General features: G+C 69.7%; 16 protein-coding genes. 3 read left to right on the top strand and 13 right to left on the bottom strand.

Translation table 11 applies throughout. The features are described from left to right. Positions 1 to 15: 15 nt before the first annotated feature. The 3 genes from ABZV31_RS27090 to ABZV31_RS27080 form a co-directional block, all read right to left on the bottom strand. Positions 16 to 861, bottom strand: a complete 846-nt coding sequence (locus tag ABZV31_RS27090; protein WP_355898782.1) for a hypothetical protein — start codon at positions 859 to 861, stop codon at positions 16 to 18. Then, positions 858 to 2,993: a cell envelope integrity protein TolA gene (locus ABZV31_RS27085; protein WP_355898779.1), complete on the bottom strand. Its 2,136-nt coding sequence runs from the start codon at positions 2,991 to 2,993 to the stop codon at positions 858 to 860. Before ABZV31_RS27085 ends, ABZV31_RS27090 begins: the two co-directional genes overlap by 4 nt. A gap of 329 nt (positions 2,994 to 3,322) precedes the next feature. Then, complete coding sequence (locus ABZV31_RS27080) at positions 3,323 to 3,811, bottom strand: ATP-binding protein (RefSeq protein ID WP_355898777.1); 489 nt, start codon at positions 3,809 to 3,811, stop codon at positions 3,323 to 3,325. Between the two features lie 271 nt (positions 3,812 to 4,082). On the opposite strand from ABZV31_RS27080, the gene ABZV31_RS27075 reads away from it, so the two are divergent. After that, positions 4,083 to 4,934, top strand: coding sequence for a helix-turn-helix transcriptional regulator (locus tag ABZV31_RS27075; RefSeq protein ID WP_355898774.1), 852 nt, complete (start codon positions 4,083 to 4,085; stop codon positions 4,932 to 4,934). Between the two features lie 12 nt (positions 4,935 to 4,946). Beyond that, the gene (locus ABZV31_RS27070; RefSeq protein ID WP_355898771.1) at positions 4,947 to 5,138 is read left to right on the top strand and encodes a hypothetical protein; all 192 of its coding nucleotides are present in this window, start codon (positions 4,947 to 4,949) and stop codon (positions 5,136 to 5,138) included. A 48-nt stretch (positions 5,139 to 5,186) separates the two neighbouring features. On the opposite strand, the gene ABZV31_RS27065 is transcribed toward ABZV31_RS27070, so the two are convergent. The 8 genes from ABZV31_RS27065 to ABZV31_RS27030 form a co-directional block, all read right to left on the bottom strand. Then, a complete protein-coding gene (locus ABZV31_RS27065) occupies positions 5,187 to 5,840 on the bottom strand; it encodes an OmpA family protein (RefSeq protein ID WP_355898769.1) in 654 nt (217 codons plus the stop codon). An 11-nt stretch (positions 5,841 to 5,851) separates the two neighbouring features. Continuing rightward, on the bottom strand, positions 5,852 to 6,430 hold the full coding sequence (locus tag ABZV31_RS27060) for a hypothetical protein (RefSeq protein ID WP_355898766.1): 579 nt from the start codon (positions 6,428 to 6,430) through the stop codon (positions 5,852 to 5,854). A gap of 34 nt (positions 6,431 to 6,464) precedes the next feature. After that, complete coding sequence (locus ABZV31_RS27055) at positions 6,465 to 7,073, bottom strand: pilus assembly protein TadG-related protein (RefSeq protein WP_355898763.1); 609 nt, start codon at positions 7,071 to 7,073, stop codon at positions 6,465 to 6,467. Next, positions 7,073 to 7,306 (bottom strand): hypothetical protein, encoded by a 234-nt coding sequence (locus ABZV31_RS27050; protein WP_355898761.1) that lies wholly within the window; start codon positions 7,304 to 7,306, stop codon positions 7,073 to 7,075. The genes ABZV31_RS27055 and ABZV31_RS27050 overlap by 1 nt, the downstream gene beginning before the upstream one ends. 226 nt (positions 7,307 to 7,532) lie before the next feature. Beyond that, positions 7,533 to 8,492 (bottom strand): response regulator transcription factor, encoded by a 960-nt coding sequence (locus ABZV31_RS27045; RefSeq protein ID WP_355898758.1) that lies wholly within the window; start codon positions 8,490 to 8,492, stop codon positions 7,533 to 7,535. Positions 8,493 to 8,542: 50 nt separating this feature from the next. Next, entirely contained in the window at positions 8,543 to 9,736 is a 1,194-nt protein-coding gene (locus tag ABZV31_RS27040; RefSeq protein ID WP_355898756.1) for a histidine kinase, read from the bottom strand. Positions 9,737 to 10,438: 702 nt separating this feature from the next. After that, positions 10,439 to 11,326: a DUF5936 domain-containing protein gene (locus tag ABZV31_RS27035; protein ID WP_355898753.1), complete on the bottom strand. Its 888-nt coding sequence runs from the start codon at positions 11,324 to 11,326 to the stop codon at positions 10,439 to 10,441. A gap of 40 nt (positions 11,327 to 11,366) precedes the next feature. Further along, on the bottom strand, positions 11,367 to 12,308 hold the full coding sequence (locus ABZV31_RS27030; RefSeq protein WP_355898751.1) for a type II secretion system F family protein: 942 nt from the start codon (positions 12,306 to 12,308) through the stop codon (positions 11,367 to 11,369). Positions 12,309 to 12,601: 293 nt separating this feature from the next. Between ABZV31_RS27030 and ABZV31_RS27025 the strand changes: the two genes are divergently transcribed. Next, the gene (locus tag ABZV31_RS27025; protein WP_355898860.1) at positions 12,602 to 13,810 is read left to right on the top strand and encodes a transposase; all 1,209 of its coding nucleotides are present in this window, start codon (positions 12,602 to 12,604) and stop codon (positions 13,808 to 13,810) included. Between the two features lie 56 nt (positions 13,811 to 13,866). Here ABZV31_RS27025 and ABZV31_RS27020 read toward each other — a convergent pair whose 3' ends face one another. Both ABZV31_RS27020 and ABZV31_RS27015 read right to left on the bottom strand, forming a co-directional pair. Continuing rightward, a complete protein-coding gene (locus ABZV31_RS27020) occupies positions 13,867 to 15,204 on the bottom strand; it encodes a CpaF family protein (RefSeq protein WP_355898748.1) in 1,338 nt (445 codons plus the stop codon). 126 nt (positions 15,205 to 15,330) lie between these two features. Further along, positions 15,331 to 15,687 carry a TadE family protein gene (locus ABZV31_RS27015; protein ID WP_355898745.1) on the bottom strand — a complete coding sequence of 119 codons (357 nt, stop codon included), beginning with the start codon at positions 15,685 to 15,687 and terminating at the stop codon, positions 15,331 to 15,333.

Here is a 15,687-nt window from a genome sequence, read left to right as displayed (position 1 = left end):
TTCCAGGTCGCCCCGTCACCACGGAATGCGCTTCGGGCGACGGCGCCACCACCAGTGCTCTGCTTCCTCGCCCCTCCCGGAGCCGGCGTCCTTCCCCTCCTCGGTGTGCTCACGGAAGATCAGGTCAAGCCGGGCCACGGCGGACCGCAGGCCGTCGGCATGCGCGTCGTCGACCTCGTGCACGAGGTGCTCGAGTGCGTCCCGGGCTTCCAGATCGCGCCGGAACAGGTCCTCCCGGTAGCGGCCCGACGGGTTCCAGTCGGACTCCAGCCGACGGGCCAGCCTTTCCCATACGCGCAGGTCGTAATGCACACGTCCTTCGACGCTCCCTGCCGTACCCGTCGGACAGTCAGCGAGAAAGGCGTCGGAGACGGGCGTACCGATGGGCTGCCGGTCGAGGATTTCCGGAAGTGTCTCCACCGTCGCACCAGGCAGGTCGGCCACCGGTTCCTCCACCGCGTCGACGCGGTAGGCCGTCTCCTCATCGGTGTCCACCGGCTCCAGACGGCACCTGACCGAGCGTCCGTCCGGCACCGCGACCCAGTAGGCACTGGGCAGGTCGAGTTCCGCGGGGTAGAGCACGGAGCACCCCACCCTGGCCGCGAGGCCGAGGGCGAGTTCTGCCTCCGACAGGCTGCCGGCGATCCCGTCCTCCACACTGATGTCCAGCTCGAGCGCCAGGTCACCCGGCGGCAGCAGACGGTAGGTGCAGAGCACGGGCGCTTCCCAGTGCCGCCCTTCCTGGTCGCCGTCCGCATCGGCCACGTCGACCGCCTCGTCCGGAACCGTCAGCAGGTCCGCCAGCGCTCGTCGGAGACTCGCCGGAGCCGGCTCCGCGACGGTGAGGAGGTTACCGATCACTTGTACGTCCCGTCGTAGATCTCCCTGGCCTTCTCGACCTTCGCGGGATTGTTGACGAACTTGGGGTCGCGCTGCAATTGCTGCGACTTGCTGATGTCGCCCTTGTTGCGGGCGATCTCCTTCAGCGCGGCGTACTCGATGCGGTCCAGCTCGGCCAGTCCCGGACCGGACTTGGGGAACACCGTCCCGTTGCCCTCCACCTCGTATGTACGGCCGTTGATCTCGTACGTGTTCCCGTCCGGCAACAGCTTCGCGCGGCCGTTTGCGATTCCCTCGATGTCGGCACGGACCACGTCCTCGTTCCCTCTGAGGATCACGGTGTTGCGCTCCTTGACCTGACCACCTGCCGCTCCGCTGATGGTGTGACGCTTGTTGGGGAACTTGAGGGTCTTCCCGCGCGCCGGGCCGGCAATGTCATCCCTCGCCTGCCACTCGTTGACCGGCCTGTTGTTCTTCCGCTCCGCTTCACCGGCCGCCTTGTCCGCCTCGTCCGCCTGCTTGCGGGCCTCCTCGGCCTCCTTCTTGGCGTTCTCGTCGCAGCCGTCGTCGGCGAGGACGACGTAGGGGGAGGACGGGCCGGAGGCCAGGACCGTGGTGCCCGTGCCGGAGGAGCCGGTGAGGGGGCCGGGGGCGTCTCCGCGCGGGCTGTCGCCGTAAGGAATCCGGCGAGCCGGGGCCGAGATGGTGCAGCCGGACTGCCTGGCCTTCTTCTCGGCCGCGTCCGCCGCCTCGTCGGCTTCCTTCGCTGCCTTCTCCGCGCCCGCCACGTCACCGGCCTTGGCCGCCTTCTTCGCGTCCTCGGCCGCCCCGCCCGCCTTCTCCGCTAGCTTGCCCAGCTTTCCGAGCTTGCCCAGCTTTCCGAGGTCGCCGACCTTCTCCACGACCTTGCCGACGTCGTAGCCCGGGATGAAGAGCGAGCCGATGTTCCAGATGACGTGGGTGACGGCGCGGGTCTTGTTGCCGTTGTCCCACTCCTTGGCGACGTCGTCGCCGATGAACGTGTCGTAGAGGACCTTCCCGCCCGTCTTCAGCGAGGCGCTGCCCCAGTCCCCCAGGGCACCGAGGTAGTCGCCCTTGGACCACTTCTTCCCGGCGTCCTTGGAGTTCTCCATCCAGTCGTGGCCGAGCTGCTTGCCGTAGTCGCCGATGCCCTTGAGGGTGTCCAGGGGGTGGCGGACCATGTCGTAGATGCCGGTGACGTCGCCCCAGACACCGTCGACGAACAGGCCCTGGCCGACCTGCTTGAGCTGGTGGCCGGCGCAGCCGAAGAAGGCGCCGACGCCGGAGAAGCAGCCGTCGTCCTTCTTCTTGTCGCCGGTGTTGTTCTTGCCGCTGCCGCTGTCGCTGTCGTTGCCGTTGCCGTTGCCTTCGCCGTTGTCGGTGGCCGGGTTGGTGTTCTTGCCGTCGGTGGTCTGGGAGCCGTTGGTGGAGGGGGAGTTGGCGTTTCCGCCGTTGCCGCTGTTCTGGCCGCTGCCGTTTCTGCCGTTGCCGTTGCTGTTGCCCTTGCTGTTGCCCTTGCTGTTGTCGCCCCCAACGTTGGTGTCGGTGCCGCCGCCCGACGGGGCCGGGCAGCCCATGCCGGTGACCTTGCACACCTGCGCCTCGATGCCGCCGTAGATCTGCGTGCCGAGGCCGCTGACCAGCAGCGCGGTGACGACGGCTACGACGATGGCGACGAGGCCGGCGTACTCCACCGCGGTCTGCCCCTCGTCCCGCCGCCAGCGGATCATCCGGGCGAGGGAGAACGGGCAGCGCTCGGCCCGGTCGAGCTCAGGGAGCTCGTACCACTGCCGGCTCTCGGACTGGAGCAGGAAGTAGAGGATGAGGACCGGCAGGAAGAGCTGGATGCCGCCGCGGGCGGAGCCGGCGGTGAGGTTGGCGAGGCCGCCGAGGATCAGCCAGACCTGTACCGCGACGAGCCCGCGCCGGACCCAGGTCCCGCCCTCCCAGCTCCGCCGGGCGAGCCACCAGCCGAGGATGCCGGGCGCGGCGGCGTACGTGACGAGGGCGATGACGCCGCCGTCGAGGGCGTCGTAGGACGCGGCGGTCAGCAGCAGGCCGAGTCCGCCGAGGACGGTGCCGACGAACAGCGCGTGTACGAGCACCAGGGCCGCCGACAGGGAGCGAGGCATGTCGTGCCTCCCCCCGTGTCCGGACGGCCCCGCGGCCCCGAACTCCGGCACTCCCCCGACCGAGGCCATGTCCCCTCCTCAACCTGCTGCGCGGAGGGGTGCGTTCATCGACCCGGCTCAGGCAAGCCCGGGCACGTCCCCCCGACGTTGTTCCACGACACCGCTCGAGGGTAGGAAGGGGCCTCTCGCCCGACACGGGCCCGTGGACCCAAAACGGTGCCCAATCCTCACGGGGTCGGGCAGGTCGCATCGCCGAGGGCCGGCAGCCCTCGGGAAGCACCGGCGCAACACGTGTGGCTCGGCGTCAGGCCCCTCGGCGCGGCGTTCGCTTACAGGAACCTGCTCGCCCCCTCCCTCGGCAGCACCGCCCACATCCGGGTGCCCCCGCCCGGCTCTCGCGCGTCACCGAAGCCCCAGTCGCCGTCACAGGCCCGGACCACGCAGGCGAGCAGCCGCAGGGTCGCGCGGCGGCGGGTGTCGCAGGCGGTGGCCAGGCGGGGTTGGGTGTGGCGGGGGTGGCCGTCGTAGAGGATCACGCGCAGGGCGCCTTCCCGGTAGCGGAGCAGGACGTAGATCTCCGCCGACATGGTGAAACGGCAGGCGCAGGCGGCCAGTTCGCTCACCACCTGCACCGCCGCGTCGGTCGCGTCCGCGAGGCCGTGCGCGCGCAGGATCGTGCGGGTGGCTGCGCGGGCGACCGCCGGGGTCTGCGGGGCAGCGGGGAGGGTGAGGCTGTAGGTGAGGGTTTCCGGGGTCGGCGGCGTGGGCGGCGGTTCGACGGGCGTGGCGGACAGACAGGACGTCGCGTCGGCGGACATGGCAACTCCCTTGGTCAGCAGGGGTGTCTGGACGCCGACCGGTGGCCTGTCCCCCTGGCGCGCGCCCACCCCTCCCAGGGGAGGAGGCTGCGGGCAGGCTCGCGCGATGCGCTTCCGGTACGGCGGCGGGTCGTGATCGACCTCTCACTGACTGTAGAGGGATACGTGGCACACGTGCCACAAAGTCGCCAGCATTGCCTCCAATCGAGTTGGACCAGTGCGGCACGCAGGAGGCAGACTGAGCCCGACCAAAGCAGGCAGGAGGGTGCCGATGCCCACACGGCCCGCACCGACTGAGCGCCAGCGGCGCCTGGGTGCCGAATTGCGGAAGATGCGGCTCGCGGCGGGTAAGACCACGGAGTACGCCGCCGAGCTGCTCGGACTGGACCGCACGAAGGTGTCCAACATGGAGTCGGGCATCCGGGCCATCTCACCCGAGCGCATCCGGATACTCGCCAGCAACTACGACTGTGCGGACCAGGCGTACATCGAGGGGCTGGTCGCCATGGCCAACTCCCGCAGGCAAGGCTGGTGGGAGCAGTACCGGGGCAGTCTCCCCCAACGGCTGCTGGACGTGGCAGAGTTGGAGTGGTTCGCCACCCGACTGCGGACCCTGCAGACCGTGCACGTACCCGGACTGCTCCAACTCAGTGGGTACGCCCGCGCCATCTTCGACTCCGCGCTGCCGCCGCTTCCCAAGTCGGAGGTCGAGCTACGGGTTGCCCAGCGCGTGCAGCGGCAACAGGTACTGGAACGCGAGAATCCTGTCGAATACGTCGCCTACATCCACGAATGGGCGCTGCGCATGCAGTTCGGCGGGCGGCGTACGACTCGGGAGCAGCTCCAGTACCTGTGCGAGATGTCCGAGCGGGAGAACGTCGACGTACGGGTTCTCCCCGTCGAGGTCGGCGCCTTCCCGGGTGCGGGGCACGCGGTGCTGTACGCCCATGGTGCCGTCCCCCAACTGGACACCGTGCAGCTGGACTCCGCCCATGGCGGAGAGTTCACGCACGCCGATGCCCAGCTCGCCAAGTACCTCGCCCACATGGACTGGTGGCACGCCAAGTCACTGGACCCGCAGGCCTCACGCGATTTCATGCACAACATCGCCCGCCAACTCTGAGGAGCCTCCACCATGGCCGAAATCACCTGGGAAGAGCCCTTCTGTGCCGAGGGCAACAACTGCTTCCGCATAGGCACCGACGCCGACGGCAACGCCTACATCGCCGTCGCCGGCCAGGAGGACAACTACCTCACCGACACCCGCGAAGCCCTGCGCACTCTCATCCGGGACATCAAGGCAGGCAAGGCCGATCACCTGCTGTAGACCGCGCAAGCGGGGCCTGTCCGCCGTCGGGACAGGCCCCGTCATGGGTCAGCTCTGGGTGCGCGGGAAGGAGACCTCGACCCGGCGGTTCTTCTTGCGGCCTGCCTCCGTGGAGTTGTCGGCGATCGGGTACTGCTCGCCGTAGCCGCGGACCTCGAAGGTGATGTTCGGGTCGTTGAGGTCCTGATCCAGAACGCCCTGTACGGCATCGGCTCGCTGCTTCGACAACACGTCGCCGTGCGCCGACGAGCCCAGGTTGTCCGTGAAGCCGAAGACACGGACGTGCGTGGCCTTCTGCTTCTTGATCTCCTCCGCGATCGCTGCGATACGGGACTTCGCCTCGTCACTCAGCTTCGCGCTGTCCTTGCCGAACAGCACCTCGGCCTGCAACGCGAAGGTCACGTCAGTGTTGGTGTCCGAACGGCGCTCCTCACCGCCCTGGTCTTCTACGACCGACTTGATGTCCAGGACCTTGGGGGCGGCGAGGGTGGCGCCCTCGGGAAGCTTCAGGTCCGGGTCGTTCGGGTCGACCTTCACGGGGGCGGAGGCGGAGGCCTCCGTGCCCGGGGGCACGCTGGGGCTGTCGTCGGCGTGGGCCACGACGGCGCCGTAGAGGTTTGCGGCGACCATGACCGTGGCGGCGGTGAGGGTCAGGGCGAGGCGTGGACGCGGGGTTGTCGCGCGGGGTCGGGTGTGGGTCATTGCCGGCCGCCTCAACCGGAGATCTTGATGGTGCCGCTGGAGAAGGTGGGCAGCTGCAGGGTGACTTCGGTCGTGTCCGCCGGCGGGGACGGGAACTGGATGAAGACCGGGAGAGTCTGGCCCGCCTCGACGGTTCCGAGGCCGGTCGTCGTCAGCGGGCGCCCCTCCGTGTCGCGCAGCACGTAGTAGCGCTTCTTCCCCTTGGAGTCGACCAAGGTGGCACCGCCCAGAGAGACGCCGTGCTTGATGATCTCGGTCTCATCACCGCTGATCTGTGCCGGGATGGCTACGGACTTGGCGCCGTCATTCTTCAGGTTGCCGTTCACGGTGACAAATCCGCCCGAGTCCCGCTCGGCGGAGGTGATCTGGAGGAGTAGTCCGTCCGTGCCCTTGAGTTCGGCCATGGGCGTCTCCGACTGCCCCTCCTGAGCACTCGGCTTGGATCCACTACCCTTCGAGGCCGAGGCCGAGGTGTCCGGCTTCTTGTCGTCGCCGCCACCGCCGCAGCCGGCCACGCCGAGGGCCAGTCCGGCCGCCACGGTCAACGCGACCAGCCCCCTGCGGGTCGTCGCAGTGAACCGAATGCTCATCACTCTGCTTCCTTCTTCACTCGTCGTTCGCTTGTCAGTCGGCCAGATGGACGTCGAAGAGGTCTTCGGGTCCCGGAAGATCACTGAGGTGGTGGGGATTGAGGTACCACTCCCTGCCCTTGCAGGTCAGTCGCGGTAGCACCTTGTCTCCTGCATCCTCAGCGGGCAGCTTGAACGTGCAGAGCGACTCGATCACCGCGGTGGCGTGCGCCTTCGACTTCTGGTGCTCGGTGCCAGGCACTATCGAGTCCCCGATGGGCTTGTTGGTCTCGACATATACCGTGTAACCCAGCGGCCACGGCCGCCGCTGGCAACCGCCGGCGCCGCCGTCCAGCTGCGCATCGTTCTGCGATGCGAGCTGGTACGCACGCCAGCAGCTGTCCTCCACCGCCCCGTTGCCGTCGAAGATGCCCTGCCACTTGGTCGGGTCCAGTACGTCCTTCACCCACGCGCCGGCAAGTTGGTCCCGGGTGTCCTGAGCCGCGGCGAGTGCCGCCGCGTCTGCCGCCGTCTGAGCGCCGTTCCGGCTGGCCGCGGCCTGACCGACCGCCAGGTACGCGAACGCAACGAAGAGCAGGCCCGCCACCACCGTGATGTAGATGGGGAAGGCCTGCCCTTCGTCGCCGTACCTGCGGGGTCGCATCAATTGGCGACCTTGTTGATCTGCGCCGTGATCTTGGTGAGGATCGTCTGACCGATGTTGGTACCCGTGATCGCCAGCACGATCGCCACAACCACCGCGATGATGCCCAAGTACTCGACCGCGGTCTGCCCCTTGTCGCCGGCGCGGCGCTGCATCGCCTCGACTGTCGTGTTCTTCCACCCGTTCACGCGGACCTTGGTCGCGACGGCGGTCTTCAGCATCAGGTCACTCATGGTGTTCCCCTCCGGGCTCGGTCTCGGTGTCGTTCGCGGTACCGGCTTCCTCCTTGCCGGTGACGCTTTCGACACCGGAAACGTACGCCGGGACACCCGGCCCAGCAGAGGGTCCCAGGACCCAATCCCGGGCCCAATCAGAGGCCCAACCAGCGCCTTGGGACCGCCCGTTGGCGGTCTGGGCCCGCAGGCCCACCTCCCCACTCCCCCGTACCGTCACCGCAGCTCACCCCTGTCCTCGCGACGAACCGGGGGCCGTGCCGAGCCACTTGGCGGCGGCCTCGGCGCGGCTGGTGCTGTGGAGCTTGGCGAAGATGCGGTTGATGTGGTTCTTGACGGTTTTCTCGCTGATGAAGCAGGTGGCGGCGATCTGCTGGTTGGTCATCCCGGATGCGATGAGGTCCATGATCTCCACCTCCCTCGTGCTGAGTTGGAACCGCGACCTGTCGACGGCGGCCGGACGGCCACCTGTCCACCCAGACGAGGACTGTCCCACATCCGGTTGCACTTGCGAAAGGTTTTCTGAAGAAATAGCAGGGGGCGGAGCGGACGTCATCCCGAAACTCCCTGCTTGTGCGGGTTGTTCGCCAGGCGCCTGCGAAGGTGCGGGAAACGTATTGTCGTATGCAGTCGCACTACCCAAGCCCTCCGGCAGCGGCGGCCCGGCCGGGCCCCGGCCCTGGCCCTCGCGGAGCTGGGCCAGAAGGGCGCCTGCCGCCGTTGGGGTGAAATGGGCTCGCCCCTCCCTGATGTCCCGTACGGCGGCGACCAGTTGGTGGGCCGTGAACTCGCCGTGGACCAGGTAGCCGCCCGCGCCCCGGCGCAGGGCCTCCTGGACGATCTCCGACTCGCGGCTGTAGGTGAGCATCATGACCGGGGCGATCTGGACGAGGTACGGGAGCGCGGAGATGCCGTCCACGCCCGGCATGCGGACGTCGAGCAGCACCACGTCCGGGCGGTGGTGGTGAGCGGCTTCCCAGGCCTCGCGGCCGTCGGCGGCCTCCGCGACCACCGTGATGTCCGCGCGGCCGGAGAGCAGGGCCGTCAGGCCGGCGCGGACCACGGGGTTGTCGTCGGCCACGACCACGCGCAGGGGTGCGGACGGCGGGGCCGTCGGGAAGTCCTCGAAGGGGTTCGGGGGTGGGGACTGCTGGGGGCCGGGGTGGGGAGTCGTCTGGTCCGGCATCGGCGGCCTCCTCTCGGGTCGTGGGGGGACGGGACGTGTGGGCGTGTGTGTCAGCCGGTCGGTGTCGTCAGGGCCGCCAGTGGGAGTTCCAGGCGGACTTCCGTGCCCCGGGGCTGGGCGCCGCGGCCGATGCGGATGCGGGCGCCGACCGAGGCGGCCCGCTCCACCATGCCGACCAGGCCGAAGTGGCCTGCGCGGCGGAGTTGTTCGAGGGTGGTGCCGGGGGGCAGGCCGCGGCCGTCGTCGTACACGCTGATGCGGAGGAGACCGCCGTGGACGCCGGCGCGTACGTCGACCCGGGTCGGCTCCGCGTGGCGGTGGGCGTTCTCCATCGCTTCCGAGGCGATCGTGAGGAGCTGGCGGGCCACCGCGGGCGGGACGGGGGGTACGCCGTGCTCGCCCGTGGGGCGGTAGGTGACGGGCAGGCCGGTGCGGGTGCTGAAGTCGCGGGTGCGGGCGGCGAGTTCGACGAGGACGTCGGTGCCGTGGTCGGGGTTGTTCTCGCGGCGTAGGTCCGCGAGGAGTTCGCGGGCCTCGGCGGCGGCTCGACGGACGGAGCGGGCGACCAGTTCTGCTTGCTGCTTGACCAGGGTCGGGTCCATGCGGTCCGCGCCCGCCGAGCCTGCCAGGCCGTCTGCGGCCAGGGCCACGCCGTGCAGGGTCTTGGCGACCGAGTCGTGCATTTCGCGGGCCAGGCGGGCGCGTTCGGCGCCCACCGCTTCCGTGACGGCGAGGCGGGCCTGGACCGTGGTCAGGGCTTGGGTGGCTTCGCCGAAGCGGAGGAGGAGGTTGCGCAGGGTGACGCCGGCAGCGCCGGCGATGACGCACAGGCCCGGGAAGAGGGAGGACTGGGCGAGGGTCGCGTGCAGTTCCTTCGAGCTCGTGTAGACGGCGAGGAGGATCAGGGACTGGAGCGAGGCGAAGATGCCCGCCCCGCGCCAGCTGTAGACGAGGCCGGCGAGGAGGGGGGTGCAGATGCTGACGTAGGCGAGGGTGCTGTCCGGGCCCGCCGCGATCAGGAGGAGGGCGCCGAAGAGGGTGTCCACGGCGAGGAGGGTGGGGTGGCGCAGGAGGAGGGGGCCGAAGCGTTCCCAGTCGCGGAAGAGGACGTACGAGCCCATGAAGGTGACGACGACTGCGGCGCCTACGAGGCGGGTGGCGAGGCCGGGGGCCGCGTTGAGGAGGGCGGCGGGGGCGGAGAGGGCGATCATCGCCAGGCGGAAGGCGAAGACGTAGCGGCACATCGCCTGGAGTGCGCTGACCTGGATTTTTTCGGGTGCGGGTGAGTGGGGCGCCGCCGACACCCGGCCTGGGGCCGGATTCGGGCTCCCACCCGCACCACCTGTGCGGGCATGGTGGTCGGGTACGGGTGGCCCCTGCGGGGGCCGTTCGCCGTCGGCGGCCGAGCGTCGGTGCGGCGGTTGTACGGCGGTCTGCTGCGGGACAGCGGCCGTCCCATGCCCAGCCGCCGTCCCATGCCCAGCCGCCGACGCAGGCCCAGCCGTCCGCGCAGGCCCAGCCGTCGGCTTCGCCGGTGCCGCCGGTTCGGCTGCAGGCGCCGACTGAGTTGCGTCTGTCGGCACAGGCGCAGCGCTCCCCCCACCCCTCCGCTTGATCCGTACCGTCCGTTCCGTCCGCTCCGTCCGTACGCCCGTGTCCGGCTCCCCCGCCGGCCACGCGCCCCCCGCCCGAGGATCCGCCTGCTGCGGTACCGCCGGCAGAGGTGCTCTCGCCGACAGCGGGGCGTCCGCCGGTTCCCAGCCGGGCGGGAGGGCAGGGGTCACCGACGTCACCGGGATGTCGGGGGCGCCCGTGCGCACGTGGGCGGGCAGGACCGTGCCCGCCGGAGGGGTCGTGATCTCCGGGGTCTTCGGGCGGCGGCGCAGCAGCCCGATGCGTTCCCCGGTGCGTTCCCGTGTCGTCGCCATGTCCGTCGTCGCCCCCTGCTACTTGCCCGTGATCGAGCCGAAGTCCACGCCGGAGCCGAGGAGCAGGCCCGCGCCGAGGAGGATCATCGTGGCCGGGACCATGAAGGTGGTGATCATCATGGTGGCCTTGGGGACCGCGCGGGCCGCCTTGCGGCGGGCGTTCTGCGCGTCCGTACGGCGCATGTCCTTGGCCAGCGCCACGAGCGTGTCGACGATCGGCGCGCCGAGCTCCTCGCCCTGCTGCAGGGCCGTCACGAACATCGCCACCTGCTCGGAGTCGTTGCGGCGGCGCAGTTCGGCGAAGGCCTGGCGGCGGCTCATGCCGAGGTCCATCTGGCGGAGGGTGATGCGGAGTTCGTCCGCCCAGGGGCCCTCGTACTTCGACGCGACGCGGTCCAGGGCCTGGCGGAAGCCGAGGCCCGCGCTCACCACGACCGCCAGGACGTCGAGGAAGTCGGGGAGCGTCCGTTCGATCACGTCCTTGCGGATGCGGATCGCCGACCAGATGCCGACCTCCGTCCAGAACGCGCCGAACGCGAACAGCAGCAGCGCCACGAAGATGCTGCCCCGCATGAGCATCACCAGGCCGCCGAAGCCGCCGAGGAAGCCGTAGACCGCGCGGCGGGCCGCGTAGCGGTCGATGGTCAGGCCGCCGGGGTTGCCCGCCAGGTCGATCTTGCGGCGGTACCGGGCGACCAGCTTGGGGCCCATCAGCCGCAGGACGGCGGGCGCGTACCGCATGCCGAGCCGGTCGACGAGGGAGTCGACCGCGCCGGTGCGGGAGGCGCCGACCTCCAGGGCCACCGCGAGGTCGCCGGGCAGCTTGGCGTCCGCCCGGTACATGCGGATGCCGGCGAAGACGCCCCAGACGCTGAGGCCCATGACGAGTGCGAGTAGAAGTGCCATCCCGGCCTCCCTCCTTCCGTTCCTTGCGTGAGCGGTGGGCTCAGACGTCGATGCGGGACATGCGGCGGATGAGGATGAAACCGACGGCGTACAGCGAGAAGGCGATGATCACCGCGGCCTGGCCGACCGGGGAGCCCGTCATGCGGTCCAGAGCCCCGGGCTTGACGCCGTTCATGAGGAACAGCGCGCCCACGCCCAGCACCGGCACCGCGTACGACGTCATGTTCACCTGGGAGAGCTGGGTGCGGACCTCGCGCCGGGTCTCCTTGCGCTCCTCGAGGGTCTCCGTGAGGTTGCGCAGGGCGCTGACGACCTGGCCGCCGGCCCGGTTGGACAGCACCAGCGTGGTGACCAGGACGACCAGCTCGCGGGAGGGGAGACGGTCGGTGAGTTCGCCGAGCGCGTCGTCCATGGACGCGCCCAGGGCCAGCTGGTGGGCCACCTTGGCCAGTTCCTCGCCGGCCGGGGCCTCCAGCTCCTCCGCCGCCATGCCGATCGCGGTACGCAGGGCGAGACCGGCCTGGGTGGCGTTGGCCAGGATGCGGGCCAGCTCGGGGAGTTGGTTGATGAACTTCTCGATGCGCTTCTGCCGCTGCCAGTTGAGGAACTGCATCGCCACCCAGATGCCCAGCAGCCCCGCGAGCGGGCCGAAGAAGGGCGCCAGGGACGCCTGGCCGATCAGCCACAGGGCCGCCACCGTGGCGAGCATGTAGACGAAGAACTCGCCCGGCGTGATGTCCAGGCCGGTCGCGGCCAGGCGCAGCTCCAGCTTCCTGCCCAGCTTCGTACGGCGCAGCCGGCGGTCGAGGTTGCGGAACCGCCGCTGGCGGCCCACCGGGATCTGCCCGGTCTGCGACAGCCGGTCGACGAGCGCCGCCCGCTGCACCTTGCCCATGGCGTAGGCGTGCAGGCCCATGACGGCCAGGACGCAGGTCAGCAGGGTGACGCCGGTGGTGAAGGTGACGAGGGTTTGCAGATCCATTAGTGCCCTTTCGAAGGGACCGCCGGCTTCGGCCGGTGGGGCAGTCGAATCCAGCGCTGTGGTGCGGAGCGGCGCGGCGTCCGGCCCTGAAGCGTTGTCACGGAACGCAGCACCTTGGACACGTGGCGTACATGTAGTGGATGTGTGGCTGTGACCAGGACCAGGCTCCCGACGCTGTGGTGGTGGTCGTCGTATTTCGCCGCGTCGGTCGGTGCCGTCTCGACGGCAACGGTCCAGCGGTACATCGACACCCAGTGGGAACGTCCTCGGAAAAAACCGAAGGAGGGCAGTACATGATCCGCACGTACAAGTTCCTCCTCCGTCCCACAGCTCGGCAGTCCGTGGCACTCACCGAGATGCTTCGAGACCACTGCTCGCTGTACAACGCGGCGTTGCAGGAACGGAGGGGCGCCTGGCGGCACGCGTCGAAGACGAACGTCCGCTACGTCGACCAATCCGCGCAGTTGCAGGAGATCCGAGCGTTCGATCCGCAGCGGCAGGGGCGTTGGTCGTTCTCCTCGCAGCAGGCCACCCTGCGCCGCCTGGACAAAGCGTTCGCCGCGTTCTTCCGCCGTGTACAGAACGGTGAGAAGCCCGGCCATCCGCGTTTCAAGGGCATCGGGCACTTTGACACCGTCGTCTTCCCCAAGGACGGCGACGGCTGCCGCTGGAACTCCGCTCCGCATGACCCGCAGACCCGCGTCCGGGTTCAGGGTGTCGGGCACGTCCGTGTGCACCAGCATCGCCCGGTCGAGGGTCGGGTGAAGGCGATCGCAGTGAAGCGGGAGGGGAACCGCTGGTACGTCGTGCTCTCGTGCGACGAGGTAGCCGCCACGGAGCTGGCCAGGACGGGCGCGGCCGTTGGCATCGACATGGGTGTCACCCATTTCCTGACCACCTCGGATGGCGAGCACATCGCCAACCCACCCTTTCTCCAAGCGGCGGCCGAAGAACTGGCGGAGGCACAACGCCACCTCGCGACGTTCCCGAAGCGAACGAAACAACGGACGAAGGCGCACCGTGCCGCCGCGCGGAAGGTCGCCAAGATCCACGCGAAGATCCGGCGTCAGCGCCTCGACCACGCGCACAAGACCGCCCTCACCCTCGTGCGCACGTACGATGCGATCGCGCACGAACGGCTGAACACTGCGGGCATGACCCGCCGCCCGGCTCCGAAGCCCAGCTCCGTACAACCCGGCGCGTACCTGCCGAACCAGCGGACCGCGAAGGCCAGGCTGAACCGATCGATCCTCGACACGGGTTGGGGGGTGTTCCTCGCGATCCTCGCCAACAAGGCTGAAAGCGCCGGTCGGACCGTTGTCGCGGTGGACCCCCGCAACACCTCCCGCGCCTGCCCGTCCTGTGGGTGCGTCGCGAAGGAGAACCGCGTCACCCGGGCAACGTTCCAGTGCACGACATGCGGGCACACCGCCAACGCCGATGTCGTAGGCGCGCTGAACGTCCTCAGCAGGGCCGGGCTGGTCCTCTGCGAGGCTGCTTAGCCAGCGCCGCAGGAAGCCTGCGCGTTCACATGTGGGTGGAGTCACGGGGACGGTTCCTACCTGGCTTCTCGGGTGGCGAGCTGGTCTGCGGACTGGGCGACGCCGAAGGCCTGGGGAATGGGCTGGCTCGCCATGTAGAGGCGGTCGGCGGTGCGGCGCGGCAGCGGGAAGTACTCGAAGGCGCCGTAGATGCGGCCGTCGGAGGCCATGGGCCGGGCGTTGAAGCGGGCCACGGTCGCCAGCCGGTACGGCTCACTGCCGTGGCTCGCCAGCAGCGCGATCTCGGTGATGCGGCGGGCACCGTCGGCGAAGCGGGTGAGCTGGACGATGACGTCGACGGCGCTGTTGATCTGGTCGTGGAGGGCCACGAAGGGGATCTCCACGTCGGACATGGAGGCCAGGGTCTGCAGGCGCATCAGCGCGTCCTCCGCGCTGTTGGCGTGGACGGTGGCGAGCGAACCGTCGTGACCGGTCGACATCGCCTGGAGCATGTCCAGCGACTCGCCCCCGCGGACCTCACCGACGACGATGCGGTCGGGGCGCATACGCAGCGAGTTGCGCACCAGGTCGCGGATGGTGACCTGGCCCCGGCCCTCCACGTTCGGCGGCCGGGACTCCAGCCGGATCACGTGCGCCTGCTGGAGCTGGAGTTCGGCCGAGTCCTCGATGGTGATGATGCGCTCGCCCTCCGGGATCAGGCCGGAGAGGGCGTTGAGGAGCGTCGTCTTGCCGGTGCCGGTGGCGCCCGAGACGATGATGTTGAACTTCGCCTGCACCAGCCCGGCGAGCAGGAACAGCATGTGCTCGTCCAGCGAGCCGAAGCCGATCAGCTCCTGGAGCGTGAAGGAGCGCGGGAAGCGCCGGATGGTGAGCGTCGGGCCGGTGAGCGACAGCGGCGGAATGATCACGTTGACACGCTCGCCGGACGGCAGACGGGCGTCGACCATCGGATTCGACTCGTCCACGCGCCGGTTGACCGTCGAGACGATCCGCTCGATCGTCTGCATCAGCTGGTCGTTCGAGGCGAACCGCAGCGGCAGCTGCTCGACCCGGCCGCCGCGCTCGACGAAGATCGCGTCGGGCCCGTTCACCATGATCTCGGTGATCGAGGCGTCTTCGAGGAGCGGCTCCAGGATGCCCAGGCCCAGCGCCTCGTCGACCACCCGGCGGATCAGCTGCGAGCGCTCCACGGTCGACAGGACCGGGCCCTCACGGCTGATGATGTGCCCGAGCACCCGCTCCAGCCGCGCCCGCCGCTCGGCGGCGGCCAGCGAACTCATCTCCGCGAGGTCGATCTCCTCCAGCAGCTTCGCCCGGTAGGAGGCGACCATGTGGCCGTCCTCGCCCCGGCTGCCGTTCTCCTCGGGGGAGTTGATGCGTGCCCGGAGGCTCATGGGTGCGGTGCTCCTCGTTCCTCGGTGTTCCTTGGTGTTCCTCGGTGTTCCTCGGTTCTCGGGTCCTTCGGTTCTCGGGTCCTTCGGTTCTCGGGTCCTTCGGTTCTCGGGTCCTTCGGTCCTCGGTCAGTGGTCGAGTGGCATGGTGGCGGTCTTGTGGGCCTGGCCGAAGTCCCAGCCCGGGACGATGGACGGGATGTCCACGTCGGCCGTGACCGTGACGGCGTCGCCCGTGTACGCCGCCGGGCAGTCGGTGCCGTCGGCGAGCCAGCCGCTGACCGCCTCCCGGCAGCCCTGCTGGGCGTCTCCGCGGAGCGAGGCACTGCGCGCCCCGGACCGTGCCGCGGTGCCCGCCTGCTGCGCCGTATAGGCGATGAGGCCGATCTGAACGGCGGCCATGGCGACGAGGATCAGGATCGGGATGAACCCGAGGTATTCGATGGCGACTTGGCCGCGGTCGCGGCGCTTGCGGTCGTACGGCAT

Source organism: Streptomyces sp. NPDC005202 (assembly GCF_040608235.1).
Taxonomy (GTDB): Bacteria; Actinomycetota; Actinomycetes; order Streptomycetales; family Streptomycetaceae; genus Streptomyces.
The sequence above is the reverse complement of the archived record's forward strand: the minus strand, read 5'-3'. Positions and strand labels throughout refer to the sequence as shown.